Below are 18,345 nucleotides of genomic sequence, written 5' to 3'. Positions count from 1 at the left end.
GTGTCTTGTGCCCGAACCCCTCGCCGAACGGAGGAAAGACAATGAGCAGCACCTATGAAGTCGTCGTAATCGGTGGCGGATACGCCGGTGTGATGGCGGCCAACCGACTGACGCAGCGTGACGACGTGCGGGTGACCGTGATCAATCCTCGCCAGGTCTTCGTCCCGCGGCTGCGATTGCACCAGTTGGTGGGCGCGACCCACGAGGCGGTCGTCGATTACCGGGACGTGCTGTCGGAGAATGTGCGGCTGGTGGTCGACAGCGTGACGCGGATCGACGCGACCGGCCGCACGGTGACACTGGCCGAGGGCGGCAGCCTGACCTACGACTACCTGATCTACGCGGTCGGCAGCGGCACTCCGGCGCCGCGGGTACCGGGTGCGGCCGAATTCGCCTATCCCGTAGCGACCTTGGAAGCGGCGCAGCGGCTGCGGTCGAGGCTTTTCGACACGCCCCTGACGGCCGCGGTGACCGTGATCGGCGGCGGCCCGACCGGGATCGAGACCGCCGCCGAGCTGGCCGAGCAGGGGCGCGACGTCACCCTGATCTGCGGCAGCGCGCTCGTTCCATACCTGCACCCCAAGGCGCGGCGCACGGCGCACAAGTACCTCGCCGGGTTGGGCGTGACCGTGATCGAGGGCGCCGACGCGTCCGTCACGGCCGTCACCCGCGACGCCGTGGAACTCGCCGATGGCCGGACCCGCGCCAGCGACGTCACCATCTGGACCGCGGGCTTCGGCGTCCCGGACCTGGCCGCGCGCAGCGGCCTGAGCACCGACGCCGCCGGGCGCCTGCTCACCGACGAGACGCTGACCAGCGTCGACGACGAGCGCATCGTCGCGGCGGGCGACTCGTCGGCGCCCTCGGACCTGCCGTTCCGCATGAGCGCCTACACCGCGTACTGCCTCGGCGCGCACGCCGCCGACACCCTGCTGCACCGGATCGCGGGCGAACAGCCCACACCGATCGACATGTCGTTCCCCGCCATGTGCCTGAGCATCGGCCGCAACGCGGGTATCTACCAGCTCGGCCACAAGAACGAGACCGCAATGCGCTTGTACGTCAAGGGTTTCACGGGCAAGAAGCTCAAGGAATTCGCCTGCGAGGCCGGTATCAAACACCTGGCCGCCGAGGCGCGGAAGCCCGGCAAGCACCGCTGGTTCTCCGATGGCAAGCACCGTCCGAAGCTGTTGCGGGCCAAGGGCGAGGACGCGATCACGTCGATTGCGTAGGCCAACCCGACAGGCTCCCGACAATGGTTACTCGACCCATGTGGCGGTGCCCGCCCTCGCGGACACCGCCACTATTTGCCGCCGGTGTCCACCATCGTCACCACCGCCCGGTCGGCGCTGGTGTAGCCACGGACCTCCATCAGTTCAAACTAGCGCCGTTCGGCCGTCGCGGCCACGGGTCGCCGGGAGATGGTGGTGCGTGTCGAACCACTTCTGCACGCCCTCGGCGGCGAGCAGGCGGCGGGCGGCGGGCTCCTCGACCAGGTGCTCGATCAGGGTCAGTAGCAGGTTGGACTCGCATCTCGCCAAGTAGGCCGGGATGCCGAATTCGCCGACCCTGTCGAACAATCGGTTGGCCACCGGTGTCGCCGAATCGGTCAGACGCAGGACGATGGTGGGGCCCTCACGCAGGTAGCTCGCGACGTACTGCGTTCTGGCGTCCACCCCCGCGATATCGTCCCAGGACACGAAGCGGTCCCTTTCCCGCAAGTCCCGCAGGGGATTACGCCGCAGAATGCCCGACGGATACAGCTCGACATGAATGCGCCGGCGGGCCGCGAGCAACACCAGCGCCAAGACGACGACCAGCGCCGCCGAGCCCGCCAGGGCGGCGGTCGCCCAGTCGAAGCCGAGCGTCGCGAACGGTGAGGCCGCGCCGCCGACCGATCGCTCCCACCAGCACGCCTGCCCGAAAACGATGAGCCCCAACAGAGTCGAGACGAGCGGAACGACCCGGGTCGGCTGACTCACCCGCACACCGGCGCCCCGATCCACATCCGAACACCGGCGAACCGGAAGACCGAACACGATCGACGATCGCGGCACCACCTCGCGGAATATGCCCAGCCCCATGATCAAGAGGCCGATCGCGGCGACCGCCAAGCCGATGCCGCCCACGATCTCCGCGAGCGACTCAGTGCCCCAACGGGATACCACGACAATCGCCCGAACGAAGACCGTCACGGCGATCCCGACGGAGAGCCCGGCCAGCGGCAGGGTCGCTAACACCGAACGCCCGGTCGCCCACCGCCGCTCGATCGGCAGTTGCGGAAACCGCACCCGCGCAACCGAATTCAGTTCGCGAATGCGAGTGATCTGCCAGGAGGCACGAGCCTTCCCCCGGCGCACGAGATCCGAATACCGATCCCGGACACGATCGGCCACCATCCCCGCGCTCTGTCGCCAATTCATCACAATGTCGACGAAACCTACCACCGCCCGAGAGGTCCAGGTACCGCTGGCGGACCTTGACCGCGGCCACGTCGGGGCGCAGGAAACGCACCAGGACCACCTCGTAGGTCGCGGTGCCGTCCCGCATAGCGCCGGGCAGTACCTTGGCGGTGAATTCGGCGATGGCGGCGCGGCCGACGAGGAGCGTGCCGTGGCCGGTGGTCCAGATGGCGTCGGGATGGAACAGCGAGACGAACTCGTCCACCAGCTCGTTCCGCTGCGCATGCTCGACGGTGGCGACGATGTCGCGGATCGCCTCGAGCTCGTCGGTCTGTGTCGTTGTCATGCCGACGATCCTGCAATCCGAACTCGACTCGAGGTCAATACCGAATCGGCGCGATGGTTTCGGCGCGTTGATCTATGAGCTATTTCACAAAACTGAGCGGCCGTCCAGGGAATTTCCCCCGAATCTGCGGAGAATATGGGCCAGTGGTCCGAACGACCCCGCTGACATGGCACAATAGGCTCCATGACTGGGCTTGGAGTACGACTGGTGGCGCGACGCCACGTCGACTACAAGCGTGTCTGCAGTGACCGCTGTCTGCCGGATCGCCTCCGGTAGTTCGGCGCATTCCGACTCCGGCGTCCATTCTCGACGCCGACATCCCGGCCGTTGAATACCGAAGGCGCGAGTCAGCCCCTCCCGCCTGCCGTAAAGGCCTGATCCATCCGCAGGAGCGACCCCATGACGTCGAGCACCGACGCCGGTCCCAGCCCAGAATCCGTGCGCGCCGCGCGCGAGCAGGACGTCGCGCGCGAGCGCGAACAAGCCGCCCGGGAACGCCGGGCGCGGCCGCGCCCGGAGGCCACCGGGCAGCGCACCGGCAAGCCGGTCCGCCGCAAGTCGGAGGGCCAGTGGGCGCTCGGTTACCGGGAACCGCTGAACCCGAACGAGCAGAGCAAGAAGGACGACAACCCGCTCAACGTTCGCGCCCGCATCGAGAACATCTACGCCAAGGGCGGCTTCGATTCCATCGACAAGGCGGATCTGCGCGGCCGGTTCCGCTGGTGGGGCCTCTACACCCAGCGCGAGCAGGGCTACGACGGCACCTGGACCGGCGACGAGAACATCGACATTCTCGAGGCCCGCTACTTCATGATGCGGGTGCGCTGCGACGCCGGCGCCCTGAATCTCGCCCAGCTGCGCACCATCGCGGGCATCTCCACCGAGTTCGGCCGCGACACCGCCGACCTGTCCGACCGCGAGAACGTCCAGTACCACTGGATCGAGGTCGAGAACGTCCCGGAGATCTGGCGGCGGCTGGAGGAGGTCGGCCTGAAGACCACCGAGGCGTGCGGCGACTGCCCGCGCGTGGTGCTCGGCTCGCCGCTGGCCGGGGAGTCGCTGCACGAGGTCATCGACCCGACCCCGGCGATCGACGAGATCGTGAGCCGCTACATCGGCAAGAAGGAGTACTCCAACCTGCCGCGCAAGTTCAAGACCGCGATCTCCGGCCAGCAGGACGTGGCGCACGAGATCAACGACGTGGCGTTCATCGGCGTCGACCACCCCGAGCACGGGCCCGGCCTGGACCTGTGGGTCGGCGGCGGCCTGTCCACCAACCCGATGCTGGCCAAGCGCGTCGGCGTGTGGGTGCCACTGGACGAGGTGCCGGACGTGTGGGAGGCGGTCGTGTCGCTGTTCCGCGACTACGGCTACCGCCGGTTGCGCACCAAGGCACGCTTGAAGTTCCTCGTGAAGGACTGGGGCATCGAGAAGTTCCGCGAGGTCCTCGAGACCGAATACCTGAAGCGCAAGCTGATCGACGGCCCCGCCCCGGAGCAGGTGACACAGGTCATCGACCACGTCGGCGTGCAGCGGCTGCGCAACGGGCGCAACGCCGTCGGCTTCTCCCCCATCGCGGGGCGCGTGTCGGGCACCATCCTCGCCAAGGTCGCCGACGCGGCGGAGCGGGCGGGTTCCGACCGGGTCCGGTTCACCCCGTACCAGAAGCTGATCGTGCTGGATGTCCCCGACGACAAGGTCGAACAGCTGCAGGCCGACCTGGAACCCCTGGGGCTGCAGTCGAAGCCGTCGATCTGGCGGCGAAACCTGGTGGCCTGCAGCGGGATCGAGTTCTGCAAGCTGTCGTTCGTGGAGACCCGCAAGCGCTCGCAGGCGCTGGCGCCCGAACTCGAGCAGCGGCTCGCCGATATCAACGCGCAGCTGGACGTCCCGGTCACCATCAACATCAACGGCTGCCCGAACTCGTGCGCTCGCGCCCAGATCGCCGATATCGGCTTCAAGGGCCAGCTGGTCGCCGACAGCGACGGGAATCAGGTCGAGGGCTACCAGGTTCATCTGGGAGGCAGCCTCGGGTTCGACAGCGCCTTCGGGCGCAAGCTGCGCCAGCACAAGGTGACCAGCGACGAGCTCGGCGACTACATCGAGCGTGTGGTGCGCAATTTCGTGAAGAACCGCGACGAGGGCGAGCGGTTCGCGCAGTGGGCTGTCCGCGCCGACGACGCAGACCTTCGGTAACGGGAGATTTCAGCTATGGCAACCACTTTGGAGAAGCTGTCCGAGAGCGAACTGCGCAAGATCGCCGAAGACGGTGCGGCGCGACTGGGTTCGGACGCCTCGGCGCAGGAGCTGCTGCGGTGGACCGAGGACACCTTCGGTTCCGGCTACATCGTCGCCTCGAACATGCAGGACGCGGTGCTGGTGCACCTGGCCGCACAGGTGCACCCGGGCGTGGACGTGCTGTTCCTCGACACCGGCTATCACTTCGCCGAGACCATCGGTACCCGTGATGCCGTGGAGACCGTGTACGGCGTGAACATCGTCAATGTGGAGCCGGAACACACTGTGGCGGAACAGGATCGGCTGCTCGGCAAGGATCTCTTCGCGCGCGATGCCGCAGAATGCTGCCGCCTGCGCAAGGTGGCGCCGCTGAAGAAGTCCCTCACCGGCTACAACGCCTGGGTCACCGGCATCCGCCGCGTGGAATCCCCCACCCGCGCCAACGCGCCCCTGGTCTCCTTCGACGAGGCCTTCGGACTGGTGAAGATCAACCCGATCGCCGCCTGGTCCGACGACGAGATGACCGGCTACATCGAACGGCACGGCATCCTCGTCAATCCCCTTGTGGAGGAGGGATATCCGTCCATCGGTTGCGCTCCGTGCACGCGGAAGCCGGAACCGGGATCCGATCCGCGAAGCGGCCGCTGGGCCGGCCTCGCCAAGACCGAATGCGGGTTGCACAGCTCATGAGTACACCAGTCACCGACACCGAATTCGATATTCTCGCTTCGCTCGAGGAATTCGATACCCTGGCCGCTCTCGAGTCGGAGTCCATCCACATCTTCCGTGAGGTCGCGGGCGAGTTCGAGCGCCCCGTGATCCTGTTCTCGGGCGGTAAGGACTCCACGGTGCTGCTGCACCTGGCGCTCAAGGCGTTCTGGCCCGCGCCGCTGCCGTTCGCGCTGCTGCACGTGGACACCGGGCACAACCTGCCGGAGGTGCTCGCTTTCCGCGACCACGTGGTCGAGAAGTACGGGCTCCGTTTGCATGTCGCGTCGGTCGAGGACTACCTCGCCGACGGGCGGCTGACCGAGCGCCCCGACGGCATCCGCAACCCGCTACAGACCGTGCCGCTGCTGGACGCCATCGCCGAGAACCGTTTCGACGCGGTGTTCGGCGGCGGCCGCCGCGACGAGGAGCGCTCGCGCGCCAAGGAGCGCATCTTCTCGCTGCGCGACGCGTTCGGCCGGTGGGATCCCAAGCGGCAGCGCCCGGAACTGTGGAACCTGTACAACGGGCGGCACGCGCCGGGCGAGCACGTGCGCGTGTTCCCGCTGAGCAACTGGACCGAACTCGACATCTGGCGCTACATCGCCCGCGAGAACGTCGAACTGGCCACCATCTACTACTCGCACGAGCGCCCGGTGTACCAGCGTGACGGCATGTGGATGACGCCCGGCTCCTGGGGCGGTCCGCGCGACGACGAGGAACTGGTCGTGAAGGCGGTGCGCTACCGCACCGTGGGCGACGGATCCTCCACTGGCGCAATTCTTTCCGACGCCGCCGACAACGAGGCGATCCTCGCCGAGGTGGCGGCGTCCCGGCTCACCGAACGAGGCGCGACGCGCGGCGACGACCGGGTGTCGGAGGCGGCGATGGAAGACCGTAAGAGAGAAGGTTATTTCTGATGTCCGACCTGTTACGACTGGCCACCGCCGGCAGTGTCGACGACGGCAAGTCCACCCTGGTCGGACGGCTGCTCTACGACACGAAATCCGTGCTGGCCGACCAGATCGACGCCGTCACCCGCGCGTCGGTCGACAAGGGCCTGGCCACACCGGATCTGTCCCTGCTCGTCGACGGCCTGCGCGCCGAGCGGGAGCAGGGCATCACGATCGATGTCGCCTACCGCTACTTCGCCACGCCCACACGGACTTTCGTGCTCGCCGATACGCCGGGACACGTGCAGTACACCCGGAACACGGTGTCCGGGGCGTCGACGGCGCAGCTGGTGATCCTGCTCGTCGATGCCCGCAAGGGCGTCATCGAGCAGACCCGCCGCCATGCCGCCGTGATGGCGCTGCTGGGTGTGCCGAAACTCGTGCTCGCCGTGAACAAGATCGACCTGGTGGACGACGCGGCCGGGGTCTTCGCCAAGATCGCGGCCGAATTCACGGAACTCACAACGAAACTCGGCTGGGCGCCGGAGGACGTGGTGGAGATCCCGGTGTCCGCGCTGCACGGCGACAATATCGCCTCCCGGTCGGAGCAGACCCCGTTCTACGACGGGCCCTCGCTCATCGAGCACCTGGAGTCGGTGCCGGCCGACGCCGACAGCTCCGGCCGCCACCAAGTGGGCCTGCGCTTCCCGGTGCAGTACGTCATCCGGCCGCGCACCGCCGACCACCCGGACTACCGCGGCTACGCGGGACAGGTCGCGGCGGGCGTGGTGTCGAAGGGTGACGAGGTCGTGGTGCTGCCGTCGGGCATCCGCACCACGGTCGAACGCATCGACACCGCGAACGGCGAGCTGGCCACCGCGCAGCCCGGCCGCAGCGTGACCCTGGTGCTCGCCGACGACGTCGACATCTCCCGCGGCGACACGATCGCCGCGGCCGCCGACGCGCCGGAGCCGATCCAGGCGTTCGACGCGACCGTCTGCTGGCTCGGCGACAAGCCGCTGCGCCCGGGCGCGCGGCTGCTGCTCAAGCACGGCACCCGCACCACCCAGGCCATCGTCGGCGCGCTGCTGGAGCGGTTCGACGAGCAGAACCTGGCCGCCGACCCCGACCCGAAGTCGCTGTCGCTCAACGACATCGGCCGCATCTCCCTGCGCGTCGCCGACCCGATCGTCGCCGACGACTACCGCACCAACCGGCACACCGGCAGCTTCCTGCTCATCGATCCGGCGGGCGGCAACACCCTGGCCGCGGGCCTGGTGGGTGACGTGCTCACCGCAGTCGAGGTCGGTACCGAGGCCGAGGTCTGAGATGAGTTCGGCTGCGGGGGCCGACTTCCCCCAACGATCCGACGCGAACCCTTCCCGTCGTCCCGACGGGGTGGGCTTTCGTGCATCCGGCCCGGCACTCATCGCGGTTGCGCATGGCAGTCGTGATCCCCGCTCTGCCGCAACGATGTCCGCTGTGGTCGCGGCTCTGGCGGCCCGCAGGCCCGATCTCGACATCCGCCTCGCCTTTCTCGATCTGAACACCCCGTCGGTGGCGCAAGTGGTGGATGCCGTTGCGGCACAGGGGCATACCGAAGCCGTGGTGGTTCCACTTCTGTTAGGCGACGCGTTCCACGCGCGGGTGGATCTGCCGGGCATGCTGGCCGCCGCCCGCACTCGTCACCCCCGCCTGCGTCTGACCCAGGCCGATGTCCTCGGCAGCGATCTCCGCTTGGTGACCGCCGTGCGCGAGCGGCTGCTGGCCGCCGGAGCCGACCCGCACGATGACCGCACCGGCATAGCGGTCGCCGCGGTGGGCTCATCGTCGGCGCGAGCCAACCTCCGCACCGCGCGGATCGGCGCGCTCCTGGCCGCGGGGACGGCGTGGCAGGCATCGGTCTGCTTCGCGACCGCGGATCCATCACTGCCCCAGGCTGTTTCACACCTGCACCGGCAGGGCTGCGATCGGGTGCTGGTCGCCCCGTGGTTCCTCGCACCCGGCCTGCTCACCGACCGACTCCACCATGCGGCGCCGCATCTCGCGCACGCGGAAACCATCGGCGCACACCAACTGCTCACGGACGTCGCACTGGACCGCTTCGCCGCCGCCGCGACGCCGATGTTGGCCATGTCGGCCTGAGAGCGTCAGGCAGGGGTTACTTCGTGAGATGCACTTCGGCGGTGTGCGCGACCGCGGCCGACGGCACCTCGATCACCGGGATCGGCTTGTTGCTGGGATTGCCGCTGTCCGCGCCCCGGAAGCTGAAGCTCAGCTGGCCGGAGGCGCCGGGCACCTCGTCCAGGCTGTTCAGGTTCAGCATCTGGTTGAGCACGTCGTCGTGCCTCGGCAGTTCCTGCCCGACATGGGCGCGAGCGGAGAGCCGGGCCGCCTTGGCGGCGATCAGCAGCGCGTCGTGGGTGGAGATGGCGCCGCCGTCGTCGAGGTGCGCCGGGTCGAATCCGAGTTCGCCGAACTTGTCGTAGAACTCCCGGAAGAACGGCGGCGTGGCCGGGGCGTTGCGCAACCAGCCCGCCGGATCGGTCTCCGTGGCATAGGCGATGCGAATGTTCTTCTCCCGCAGCTTGGCCTCGTGATTTCGCAGCTGCAACGCACCGAAATCGGCGCTCGCCCCGAATACCGTGACCGGGGTTCCCGGGCATACCCGCGCGTACATCGACTCCAGGAAGTTGCCGAAATCCACGACGCGACCGGCGTACAACACCACTTTGGGTTCCACCGCGCAGATGTTCTGCACGATATTGGTGAACAGGCTCGGGCTGGCCGCCGTGGGACCGGATATGCCCACATAGCTCTGCGCCGGGAATGTGACGACATCGGCGAAGCGAGAACTGAAATCGTCGCGCAACGATCGGGTGAACAGGTCCGCGCCGGAGGTCGTGCCCGGATCGTCGTTGATATCGGAATTGGCGTCGTACACCAGAATCGCCGAATTCAGTTCCGGGCGGCCCTGCACATAATCATGCAGCGCCGCAACGTATTCCGAGTTAGGCGGGGCGGAACGAATGAAACCGCGAATCTGACCGTAGTTGAGCTGGTCCGCGGTAGCGATCGAGCTGACCATCGGAATGTTGTGCTCGGCAAGATGTTTGGCCGCCAGTTCGGTCTGAATCGTGGACAGTCGCAGCCCGGCCACGGCCACCAGCGGCTCCGGGTCGTCGACCATGCCCTCCAGCCGCTGAACCACCAGCTCCCACTGCTGCCCGTGACTGCCCCAGTTGGCCAGGACCAGCTTGACGAGCGGCCGCTGATCACCGACGGCCGCGGTCCGGTTGATCCGGATCTGCGCCGCGTACGCGCCCTCGAGTTCGTTCCGGATCATCTCGGGCGTATTCGCCGACGTCTTGTCGACCGTCATAGGGTCCAGCAGCGCGATGGTCACGGTGTGCCCGGAGCCGCTGACCGCGGCATTCTCTGCGGCGATCTTGCGTTGCACGTCCGCGTAGGCCTCGTGGAACACGTAGCTGCCGTCGGTGATCCCGACGCATTCCGCGCCGATCCGCTCTACGCCGGAATCCGAACGCCCGCAGGCATTGTCCGGCTGCGCCAACCGGTAGACGACCCCGGCGAGGGCGATCGCGACGACCACCACCAACGCGACCGCGAGCTTGTGTCTGCGCAGCCGAATGCGGAACCGGCGCCATCGGCCGGACGGCGGCGGTGGTGTGAATCCATTCGGAGTGTTATCGCTCACGAGCCCTCAGCTCCACAGCTCGGCTGTTCGTCGGTGTTCGTCGGCCTCTTCCAGCAGCGGCACCGGATCCCCCGTGGCGAGGCCGGCGACGACGTCGTAATCCGCCGCGATCTGCCAATGCAGCGAGCGACGCCGATTCGACACGAACGGATCGGAGGCGATCCAGCGGGCGATGATCAACCGGTGGATCGGCTGCGGCGTCCCCTCCACGGCGGCATGCAACTGGTCCATCGCGGACACATCCGGATCGTGGCGCCGGCGGGGCATCGTGGTCACCGAGCGCAGCAGCCGCACCCAGTCACGGGTCGCACCCTCGTCGAGCCGCCGACGCATCCCGTCCCAGGTGGTCGCGAAGTCCTGCGCGGCCATCGCGTAATGGAGAACGCTCTCCTCGTCGCCGTCGTCCCTACTTCGATCACGAAGCCAGCCGAAGACCTTCCCCCAATTCGCCGGCGCACCATCGGACCTCGCCGCCAGCCGACGCAGCAGCAGCCGACGCAGGACGATCTGCCCGGCGCCACCGGAGACCGGCCACACCACCGGTTTGATCTCCCGATAGCTGTGAATGCCGCCCCGGAGCAGTCCGCTGTGGGCGGCGAGCAGTCCGGCGTGATCGAATGTCCGCGCCGCCGCGCAGGTGACCATGTCGAAGTAGCCGTCTTCGGAGAACTCGCCGATCAGCTTGTCGCACAACCGATCTTCCAGATGCCGCCCGACCGCCCGACCGGGGTCCCGCCGCTCCAGCAGCACTCCGAGCGCGTCCCCGTTCACCAGCGGACGATCGCGCAGCGCCGCCACGAGTTGCGCGGTCGACGCCGGATGACCGTCGGTGAGGCCGTACACCATCGCCGTCAGCTGGTGATTGCCGATCAGGTCGACGGCGCCCTCGGCGTGTGGCGGCAATCCGGACACCATCGCGCCGACCTCGTCCTCCTTCAGGTCTCGGAGTGTGAAGCGGCACCACAGGTTCGGCTCGCCCTGCATGTCGTAGGTCAACTCGTGGTCGCTCTCCTTGCCGGTGAAGGCGACCAGGCCGCGGCTCACGGCGTCGAGCGGCCCGTCCTGGGTGATGGGCGCCAGCAGTTCGCCGCGGCTCGTCGCGACCGCCGTGATCGGATCGGCCGAATCGTCGCCCAGTACCCAGCGGCCCTTGCGGACATCCACCAGGCCGTTGACGAGCTTCTGGCCCAGCGCAGTATCGGCGTTGTCGAGCAGGACGACACAGTTCAGCGTCATCTCCGCAGCCGTCCTCGACTTCTGGAAGTTCTCCCGCAGATCGGCCAGAAACGCCGCGAGGAGCAGCTCGTCGACCTGGGCGGTCCGCTCCTCGCGCACCCAGTTCGAGAGGTCGACGAGGACGTCGAGCGGATCACGGTGCCGGGCGCCGTCGCGGCGGCCGTACCAGTCGGGCGACCACGTGCGGCCGCGGCGGACGAAGCGTAGCGCGGGCTCGACCCCCACGACGGCGATGAGGCGGGCGGCGACGGTGATCGGCTCGTCTTCCAGCAGCGAGGCGAGTTCCCCCGACGCCTCCCGGAGGGACTCGCGCATGGTGCCGCCGTCGGCCTGCTTGCCGAGCAACTGCTCGAGCGCCGTGCGCGCCGCAGGGCGGTCCTCCGGCAGCTCCGCCCGCATCACCCGTCTTCCGATGGCCAGCAGCGGAAACTGCAGCGAGCCGTAGCTGTCGCACGCGCTTCCCAGCTGAAATGCGATCGCCGACAACACTTCCGGGACCGTCGCGGCGCGATGCCGTTCGAAATCGATGCGGGCGCAGGGAACGTGCCCCTCGAGTTTGCGTGCCAGTTCGTCGAGCAGTGCCGACTTTCCGTAACCCCGGGCACCCTCGACGACCAGGACCGGATGGTTCAGACTACGCGTGACCCGACCGTCCGGTTCGCGACGCATGAGTCGTCGGACGAGTTCGGTTGCCTGACCGTGCCCGAATGTCTGCCCGCCCTCATCCACGCACCAGTTGTAGTCGATCAATGCGCGGCTGGCTAGACCCGAATTCGTTTGTGGCACTGCCGTACACAAGTCGTAATCGACGCTCAATACGTCGGCAATACATTCTCAATTGCGGAACCACCGTTCCAGCACGAGCGCGACACCGTCCTCGGCGACGTCCACCGTGACCTCGTCCGCAATTTCCAGCACCGGCTCCACCGCATTGCCCATCGCAACGGAAAGTCCTGCCCAGGAAAGCATTTCGCGATCATTATAGCCGTCTCCGATGGCGAGTGTGGCCTCGTGCGGGATGCCGAGTTCCTGCCGGAGACATTCCAGGGCCCAGCCCTTGGACACGCCCTGCTTGGAGGCCACCAGCCAGGGCTCGTGCTCCCCGTGCACCCATCCGGCGCCGGGCAGGCTGCGCTCGGCCATCACCGCGACCATGTCGGCGAGGGTGCCGCCGGGCCACCAGCCGTTCAATCGGGTGGTCGGCTCCCGCGCCAACTCGTGGTCCTCGACGAAGCGGAACTCGCCGAGCCGGAAGCTGCCCGGATAGTAGCCGGTGGCCCAGGTACCGATGCCGACCTTCTCCACCGACAGCACCATGTCCGGGAACACCTCACGCAGCACCGCCACCGCCGGTTCCGCGTCGAAGGTATGCAGCGCCAGCGGCTTCCAATTCGAAATGTCCACCTGCACAGCGCCGTTGGAGCACAGCGCCTGCCCCTGGTGGAGTCCTAGCTCCTCGACGACCAAGCGGGTGGCCAGCAGGGTGCGGCCCGTGGTGATCACCACGTGCGCCCCGTCCGCGACCGCCGCGCGGACCGCGTCGCGGACTCGCGCGCTGATCGGTTCGCCGGTGCTCAGGAGCGTGCCGTCCACATCGAGCGCTATCAACTGCGGCTTCTCTGCTGTGTCCACGCGCCAATTGTCACCCGTTCGTGCAGATGCCCTGCGCGGGCCACGGTCGAAATACATGACACATCAACTCAATGTCCGGATTCCGCCAGCTTCGGGTCTCCCGCGTTGTTTGACTGAGTCTCGTCAAGCGAAGATCCGCGAGAAACAAGGAGTCAACGATGAACGCTCGGTTCGAGTCCAAGGTCGTGCTGATCACCGGCGCCAGTTCGGGTGTGGGCGCCGCGGTGGCACGCCGGGTGGCCGCCGAGGGCGCCGCGGTGGTGCTCGGCGCACGCGGCAAGGAAGCCGGTGATCGCGTGGCCGAGGAGATCCGGGCCGCGGGTGGTCGCGCGGTGTTCGTGCCGACCGACGTCACCGTGGGCGAGGAGGTCGCCCGGCTGACGCAAACCGCGCTCGGCGAATTCGGCAGGCTGGATGCCGCGTTCAACAACGCCGGGGCTATCGGCGCTTTCGGTCCGATCCAGGATATCGACGAGGCGGCCTGGCGCGCCGAGCTGGAGCTGAACCTCACCGGCGTGTATCACGGCCTGCGCCATCAGGTTCCGGCGATGCTCGGCTCCGGCGGGGGTGCGATCCTGAACAACGCGTCCAATCTCGACGTGGTGGGCATGGGCTCGGTGGCGCCGTACGTGGCGGCCAAGCACGGCGTCATCGGCCTGACCCGCGCGGTGGCGCTGGAGACCGCGCAGCAGGGCGTGCGGGTCAATGCCCTGGTGTCGGGCGCGGTGGACATCCCCGCCTTCCGCGCGTCGATGGGCGGCACTCCCGAGGGTGAGGCGCAGGTCGCCGCCTTGCACCCTGTCGGCCGCATCTCCCGCCCCGACGAGATCGCCTCCCTGTGCGCCTATCTGCTCAGCGACGAGGCCAGCTTCGTCACCGGCGCGGCCATGACGATCGACGGCGGTTTCACCGCACGGTAGAACGCCGACACCCGTCGGCCGCACGCCCTTCGGTGTGCGGCCGATGGTCGTAGGCGATGCCCTCATCGCACCGCCTATGCCTCATCTTTATCGAGATTCTTGTCGAGATTCGAAGCGGCCCTGGGTGATCAGCGGCGGGAGCCGCCTCCACCGCCGGAGCCACCACCACCGCGCGAGCCACCACCGGAGCCGCCGGAGGAGGATCCGCCGGACTTGGAGTCGCTCTTGGATCCGCCCGAGGTCGAGTCCCCGCCCTTGCCGAATCCGCCGCCCGAATCCGCACCGCCACCGGCGACACCGCTCGAATTCGTGCCCCCGCCGGAGAAACCGCCCGAATTCGTTCCGCCACGGGAGAATCCGCCCGAATTCGAGGCTCCACCGGGATTCGACACCCCACCCGGCGCGGAACCTCCGCCGGAGTGCGCGCCGCTCCCCGGGGACGAATTGCCCGGACCGCGGTCTCCGGAGGACAGGCCTCCGGAGGACGTCGGCCCGCCTCCCGGTCCGCCCGACCCCGCCCCCTCACCTCGCGCGGGGTCGGATGCGGCACCACCGGATGGCAATCCGCCCCCGGCCCACCCACCGCCGGCGCCGGGGCCCGGCAGCGCCCCGGCGACCGGCGTGGTCTTCCTTTCGTCCGATTTCCCTGCGCCCGTGTCGTTTCCGCCCGCCCGCCCAGTGCCGGACTGGGTGCCCGCACCCGTCCTGGGGTTGGCGAGGGAACTGCCCGGAGACGGCGCCGCCGGAGCGGGGCGCGGGTCGAAATCGGGGGCGGAGACGGTGCCGAGCGAGATCGGTCCCGGCATGGCGGCGCTGGGCGTCGCCGAGGATCCGAAGCGCGGCAGGCTGATCGACGGGATCGTGCCGGTCGAGGTACCGGCCGGGGTGGCACTGCCGGACGCCGCCGTCGAGCCGAAGGGTAGCGGGTTGGTGAATCTGGCCGGATCGGCATACCCCGCGGCGGCGCGGCGGCTGATCGGATCGCAGTGCTCCCCCGGCCCGTACTCCCGCACCGCCCGCTCCACGTTCGCCGTGGCGGCGGCGGCATTCGAGAACGACTGCGCCACAGTGCTGTACGAGCGCGAGGGGGTGAACGACGACAGCAGTCCGTCCGCCGCCGCAGGCACGCCGGGCACCGAGCCGAGGCCCTCGAGGGCTTCGAGCAGGCGCAGATCCCGGAACTGGTCGCGGGCTCCGTTGGCCGGACCCGCCAGGGCGGGGGCGAATTCCAGTGCCGGGCCGTCGGTTCCGATCGGCCCACTGCCGAACATGGTGGCCGCCGACATCGCCACCGCGGAAGCCACGGCGGCACTGGACAATACGGCAGCGCCCCGCGCGTACCGACCGAAATTCGACCCCGGCTCGGCCAGCCGCGCCGCGGCGACGGCCGCACCGACGGCCACGGTGTGCGCCGGATCCTGCGACATCACCACGGGCCGTCCGAGCTCGGCCAGCACCTGCGCCACCTCGGCGGGGCGGGCCGCACCGCCGACGAGCAGTACCCGGTCGATATCGCGCATCGTGAGCCCCGCGTGATGCACGCACTTGCGCACCAGCCGAAGGGAATTGCGCACTGTCCACGTGCGTAATCGGGTGGCGTCGCTCGCCGGGACGACCTTGGACACCGGCGCGGGCGCCCCGGGGCCCAGGGCGCGCGCATACCTGGCCAGCACGGTGCCGAGCGGACGGCCACCATACCGGTGGGAGCGCACCGCGCTGCCGAGCACGCCGCGTTCGTTCCGGTCGCCCTCGGTGCGCACGACGGCCAGGTCGAGGCTGCTGCCGCCCAGGTCGTACACCAGCGTGAGGCCCGATTCCGAGACGCCGTGCTCGGCGTCGAGCCATTCCACCGCGGCCACCGGTTCCGGCATCAGCAGCACGTCGCCGACGCCGACGCGGTCCAGTGCCGTGCGCAGTGGCGCCAGCTGACGGTGGGTGTAGCACGCGGGATAGGCGACGACGGGGCGCGCGGCGGGTTCGTCCGCCTCGATCAGGCAGCCGGCCACCGCGGCCACCAGTTCGGGCGGCGTCCACGCCCGGCCGCCCACGATCACCGGCTCCGTATGTTGCGTGAGATCGGCGAAATCCGTGACGACAGGGGCGAATCGGGGCAGCCCGCCCATCCGCGCACCGCCCGCGCTGTCGAAGGTGACGGCCGTGCGACGCACCCGCACGGCGGGCCGATCACGCTCCCCCGCGGCCGCCCAGACGGCGTTCACTGTGCCGATGCTCAAGCCGAAGCCAACTGTCATTGCCATCCCGTCAACGCACCGAGACCACGGCCCCACGTAATCGAACCATGTGGTCGCGGTCGTTTACCAAACAGCGATCACAGGTTAGCTGGTAGATGTCGATCACGAATACCGAATGGGCGGAAAAGCTTTCATACCCACCGGTCTATATGGCAAAAACCCTGATAGACCGCCTATCCGGTCATGGTCACGAGTTCAGATTCATGTTGACATGGCAAATAGCTACCGAAACTAGCTACCTTGCAGTAACTATTCGGACATACCAACCGGTGTGCGGTAAACCTCCGAAAAACTTCACCGCGAGACCGAATTTCAGCCCTGAAACACCGATGGCTCAAAGGTTGCCACCCCGCCCAGGAGACTGGGCGGGGTGCGGGAACCTGCAGGGGTGGCGAGAACGTGGGTTAGGTGCGGGCGAGAAGCTTGCGCTTCCACCACGGCTGCGCGGTGCCGCCGCCGCGGATGGCCGCGGGACGACGGCCGGTGACCAGGCGGTCGAAATGGGCAGCGTCGCGGGCGGGTTCGGCCAGGCGGCCCGCGTTGAAGTCGTCGACCAGCTGGCGGACGGTCTGCTGTGCGCAGGACTTGTTGGTGCCGATGAAGCCGGTCGGGCCGCGCTTGATCCAGCCGGTCACGTAGGTCGCGGGGAACGTCGAGCCGCCGGGGGTGGTGAGCACGCGGCCGTCGAGATTGGGGATCACGCCCGCCTTCTCGTCGAACGGCAGGCCGGGCAGCGCCACGCCGCGGTAGCCAACCGAGGTCAACACCAGGCCCGCGTCGAGGGTATCGGTCGCACCGGTGCCCACGGCACGCACGATGCCGTCGGCGTCGGCGCGAAGTTCGTTGCGCTCCAGCTCGATTCCGCTGACCTGGTCGGTGCCGGTCAGCGCGGTCGGCGACGACAGGTAGCGGAACACGATGCGCTTGCGCGACCCGACGGGCCGATCGGCCACGCCGCGCAGCAGGCGCAGCTTCTGCTCGACCTTCTGGGCCATCCCCGCGACCGGTTCCGGCACATCGCCTTCTACCACGATATCGACATCGGCGCCCAGCAGACCCACGAATTCCGGCACGGTGAAGGCGGATTCGGCCGGGCCGCGGCGGCCGACGATCACGACCTCCTCGATCTTGCTGTGCCGCAACGCCTCCAGCGCCACCGGCGATACCTCGGTCTCCGACAGCGTCTGCGGATCGACGGTGAGAATCCGGGCGACATCGAGCGCGACATTGCCGTTGCCGACGATCACCGCGCGCCGCTGCGACAGATCGAATTCGCGCCCGGCATGGCCGGGATGCCCGTTGTACCAGGCCACGAACTCGGTGGCGGAGATGTTGCCGGGCAGGCCCTCGCCGGGAATGCCGAGCTTGCGATCGGACGAGGCACCCACCGCGTAGATCACCGCATGATAGTGCTCGACCAGCTCGGCATGCGAAATATGCTCGCCCACAGCCACATTCAGATACGAGCCGAAGCCGGGCTGCGCCGAGATCACGTCGAACAGGCGGCTGACCTGCCGCGTGCGGGTGTGGTCGGGCGCCACACCGTGGCGGGCCAGCCCGTAGGGCACGGGCAACCGGTCGAAGACGGTCACCGATACGTCCGGCTGGGTCAGCAGTTCGTCCGCCGCGTACATCGCGGACGGCCCGGAACCCACGATCGCCACCCGCAGCGCACCCCGGCCGGGCTCGACCGCCGCCGCCGGAATCGGCTTGGCCAGCATGGCCCGCGGCCGAGTCTGCCGGTAGAAGTCGGCATTGATCTCGATGAACGGCTGCTGCTCGTCGGTCAGCTTCTTCGACGAGGTGATCGCGTCCACCGGGCAGGCCGAGGCGCACGCGCCGCAGTCCACGCACGCCTGCGGGTCGACGTAGAGCATCTCCGCCGTCAGGAAGTCCGGCTCATCCGGGGTGGGATGGATGCAGTTGACCGGGCAGGCGTACACGCACGAGGCGTCGCTGCAGCAGGATTGGGTGACGACGTACGGCACTGTACGACCTAC

Annotated in this window: 13 protein-coding genes and 1 pseudogene; 7 read left to right on the top strand and 7 right to left on the bottom strand. The window is 68.4% G+C overall.

Annotated elements, in window-relative coordinates; translation table 11 throughout:
• Positions 1-41 precede the first annotated feature (41 nt).
• The gene (locus tag ACYVLQ_RS05785; protein WP_460696318.1) at positions 42-1,232 is read left to right on the top strand and encodes an NAD(P)/FAD-dependent oxidoreductase; all 1,191 of its coding nucleotides are present in this window, start codon (positions 42-44) and stop codon (positions 1,230-1,232) included.
• A gap of 144 nt (positions 1,233-1,376) precedes the next feature.
• Here ACYVLQ_RS05785 and ACYVLQ_RS05780 read toward each other — a convergent pair whose 3' ends face one another.
• On the bottom strand, positions 1,377-2,399 hold the full coding sequence (locus ACYVLQ_RS05780; protein WP_460696436.1) for a hypothetical protein: 1,023 nt from the start codon (positions 2,397-2,399) through the stop codon (positions 1,377-1,379).
• A 103-nt stretch (positions 2,400-2,502) separates the two neighbouring features.
• Positions 2,503-2,748: pseudogene (locus tag ACYVLQ_RS05775) on the bottom strand (SgcJ/EcaC family oxidoreductase); the annotation flags it as partial.
• A 399-nt stretch (positions 2,749-3,147) separates the two neighbouring features.
• Here ACYVLQ_RS05775 and ACYVLQ_RS05770 point away from each other — a divergent pair.
• From ACYVLQ_RS05770 to ACYVLQ_RS05750, 5 genes are read left to right on the top strand one after another with little or no spacing between them, the layout of a single operon-like run.
• Positions 3,148-4,944 (top strand): nitrite/sulfite reductase, encoded by a 1,797-nt coding sequence (locus ACYVLQ_RS05770; RefSeq protein WP_460696317.1) that lies wholly within the window; start codon positions 3,148-3,150, stop codon positions 4,942-4,944.
• 15 nt (positions 4,945-4,959) lie between these two features.
• Positions 4,960-5,676, top strand: a complete 717-nt coding sequence (locus ACYVLQ_RS05765; RefSeq protein WP_460696316.1) for a phosphoadenylyl-sulfate reductase — start codon at positions 4,960-4,962, stop codon at positions 5,674-5,676.
• Complete coding sequence (gene cysD / locus ACYVLQ_RS05760) at positions 5,673-6,614, top strand: sulfate adenylyltransferase subunit CysD (RefSeq protein ID WP_460696315.1); 942 nt, start codon at positions 5,673-5,675, stop codon at positions 6,612-6,614. The genes ACYVLQ_RS05765 and cysD overlap by 4 nt, the downstream gene beginning before the upstream one ends.
• Positions 6,614-7,915 carry a sulfate adenylyltransferase subunit 1 gene (locus ACYVLQ_RS05755; RefSeq protein WP_460696314.1) on the top strand — a complete coding sequence of 434 codons (1,302 nt, stop codon included), beginning with the start codon at positions 6,614-6,616 and terminating at the stop codon, positions 7,913-7,915. Before cysD ends, ACYVLQ_RS05755 begins: the two co-directional genes overlap by 1 nt.
• A gap of 1 nt (position 7,916) precedes the next feature.
• The gene (locus ACYVLQ_RS05750; protein ID WP_460696313.1) at positions 7,917-8,732 is read left to right on the top strand and encodes a sirohydrochlorin chelatase; all 816 of its coding nucleotides are present in this window, start codon (positions 7,917-7,919) and stop codon (positions 8,730-8,732) included.
• Positions 8,733-8,748: 16 nt separating this feature from the next.
• On the opposite strand, the gene ACYVLQ_RS05745 is transcribed toward ACYVLQ_RS05750, so the two are convergent.
• The 3 genes from ACYVLQ_RS05745 to ACYVLQ_RS05735 form a co-directional block, all read right to left on the bottom strand.
• Entirely contained in the window at positions 8,749-10,305 is a 1,557-nt protein-coding gene (locus ACYVLQ_RS05745; RefSeq protein ID WP_460696312.1) for an ABC transporter substrate-binding protein, read from the bottom strand.
• Between the two features lie 6 nt (positions 10,306-10,311).
• Complete coding sequence (locus ACYVLQ_RS05740; protein WP_460696311.1) at positions 10,312-12,270, bottom strand: hypothetical protein; 1,959 nt, start codon at positions 12,268-12,270, stop codon at positions 10,312-10,314.
• A gap of 105 nt (positions 12,271-12,375) precedes the next feature.
• A complete protein-coding gene (locus ACYVLQ_RS05735; RefSeq protein ID WP_460696310.1) occupies positions 12,376-13,173 on the bottom strand; it encodes an HAD family hydrolase in 798 nt (265 codons plus the stop codon).
• Positions 13,174-13,331: 158 nt separating this feature from the next.
• Here ACYVLQ_RS05735 and ACYVLQ_RS05730 point away from each other — a divergent pair, with 158 nt between their 5' ends.
• Positions 13,332-14,093 carry a glucose 1-dehydrogenase gene (locus tag ACYVLQ_RS05730; protein ID WP_460696309.1) on the top strand — a complete coding sequence of 254 codons (762 nt, stop codon included), beginning with the start codon at positions 13,332-13,334 and terminating at the stop codon, positions 14,091-14,093.
• A 128-nt stretch (positions 14,094-14,221) separates the two neighbouring features.
• Here ACYVLQ_RS05730 and ACYVLQ_RS05725 read toward each other — a convergent pair whose 3' ends face one another.
• Both ACYVLQ_RS05725 and ACYVLQ_RS05720 read right to left on the bottom strand, forming a co-directional pair.
• A complete protein-coding gene (locus ACYVLQ_RS05725) occupies positions 14,222-16,327 on the bottom strand; it encodes an Hsp70 family protein (protein ID WP_460696308.1) in 2,106 nt (701 codons plus the stop codon).
• 422 nt (positions 16,328-16,749) lie between these two features.
• Positions 16,750-18,333, bottom strand: coding sequence for an FAD-dependent oxidoreductase (locus tag ACYVLQ_RS05720; protein WP_460696307.1), 1,584 nt, complete (start codon positions 18,331-18,333; stop codon positions 16,750-16,752).
• Positions 18,334-18,345: the final 12 nt, after the last annotated feature.

The organism is Nocardia thraciensis (assembly GCF_054782435.1).
This window is presented reverse-complemented; position numbering and strand designations above follow the sequence as displayed.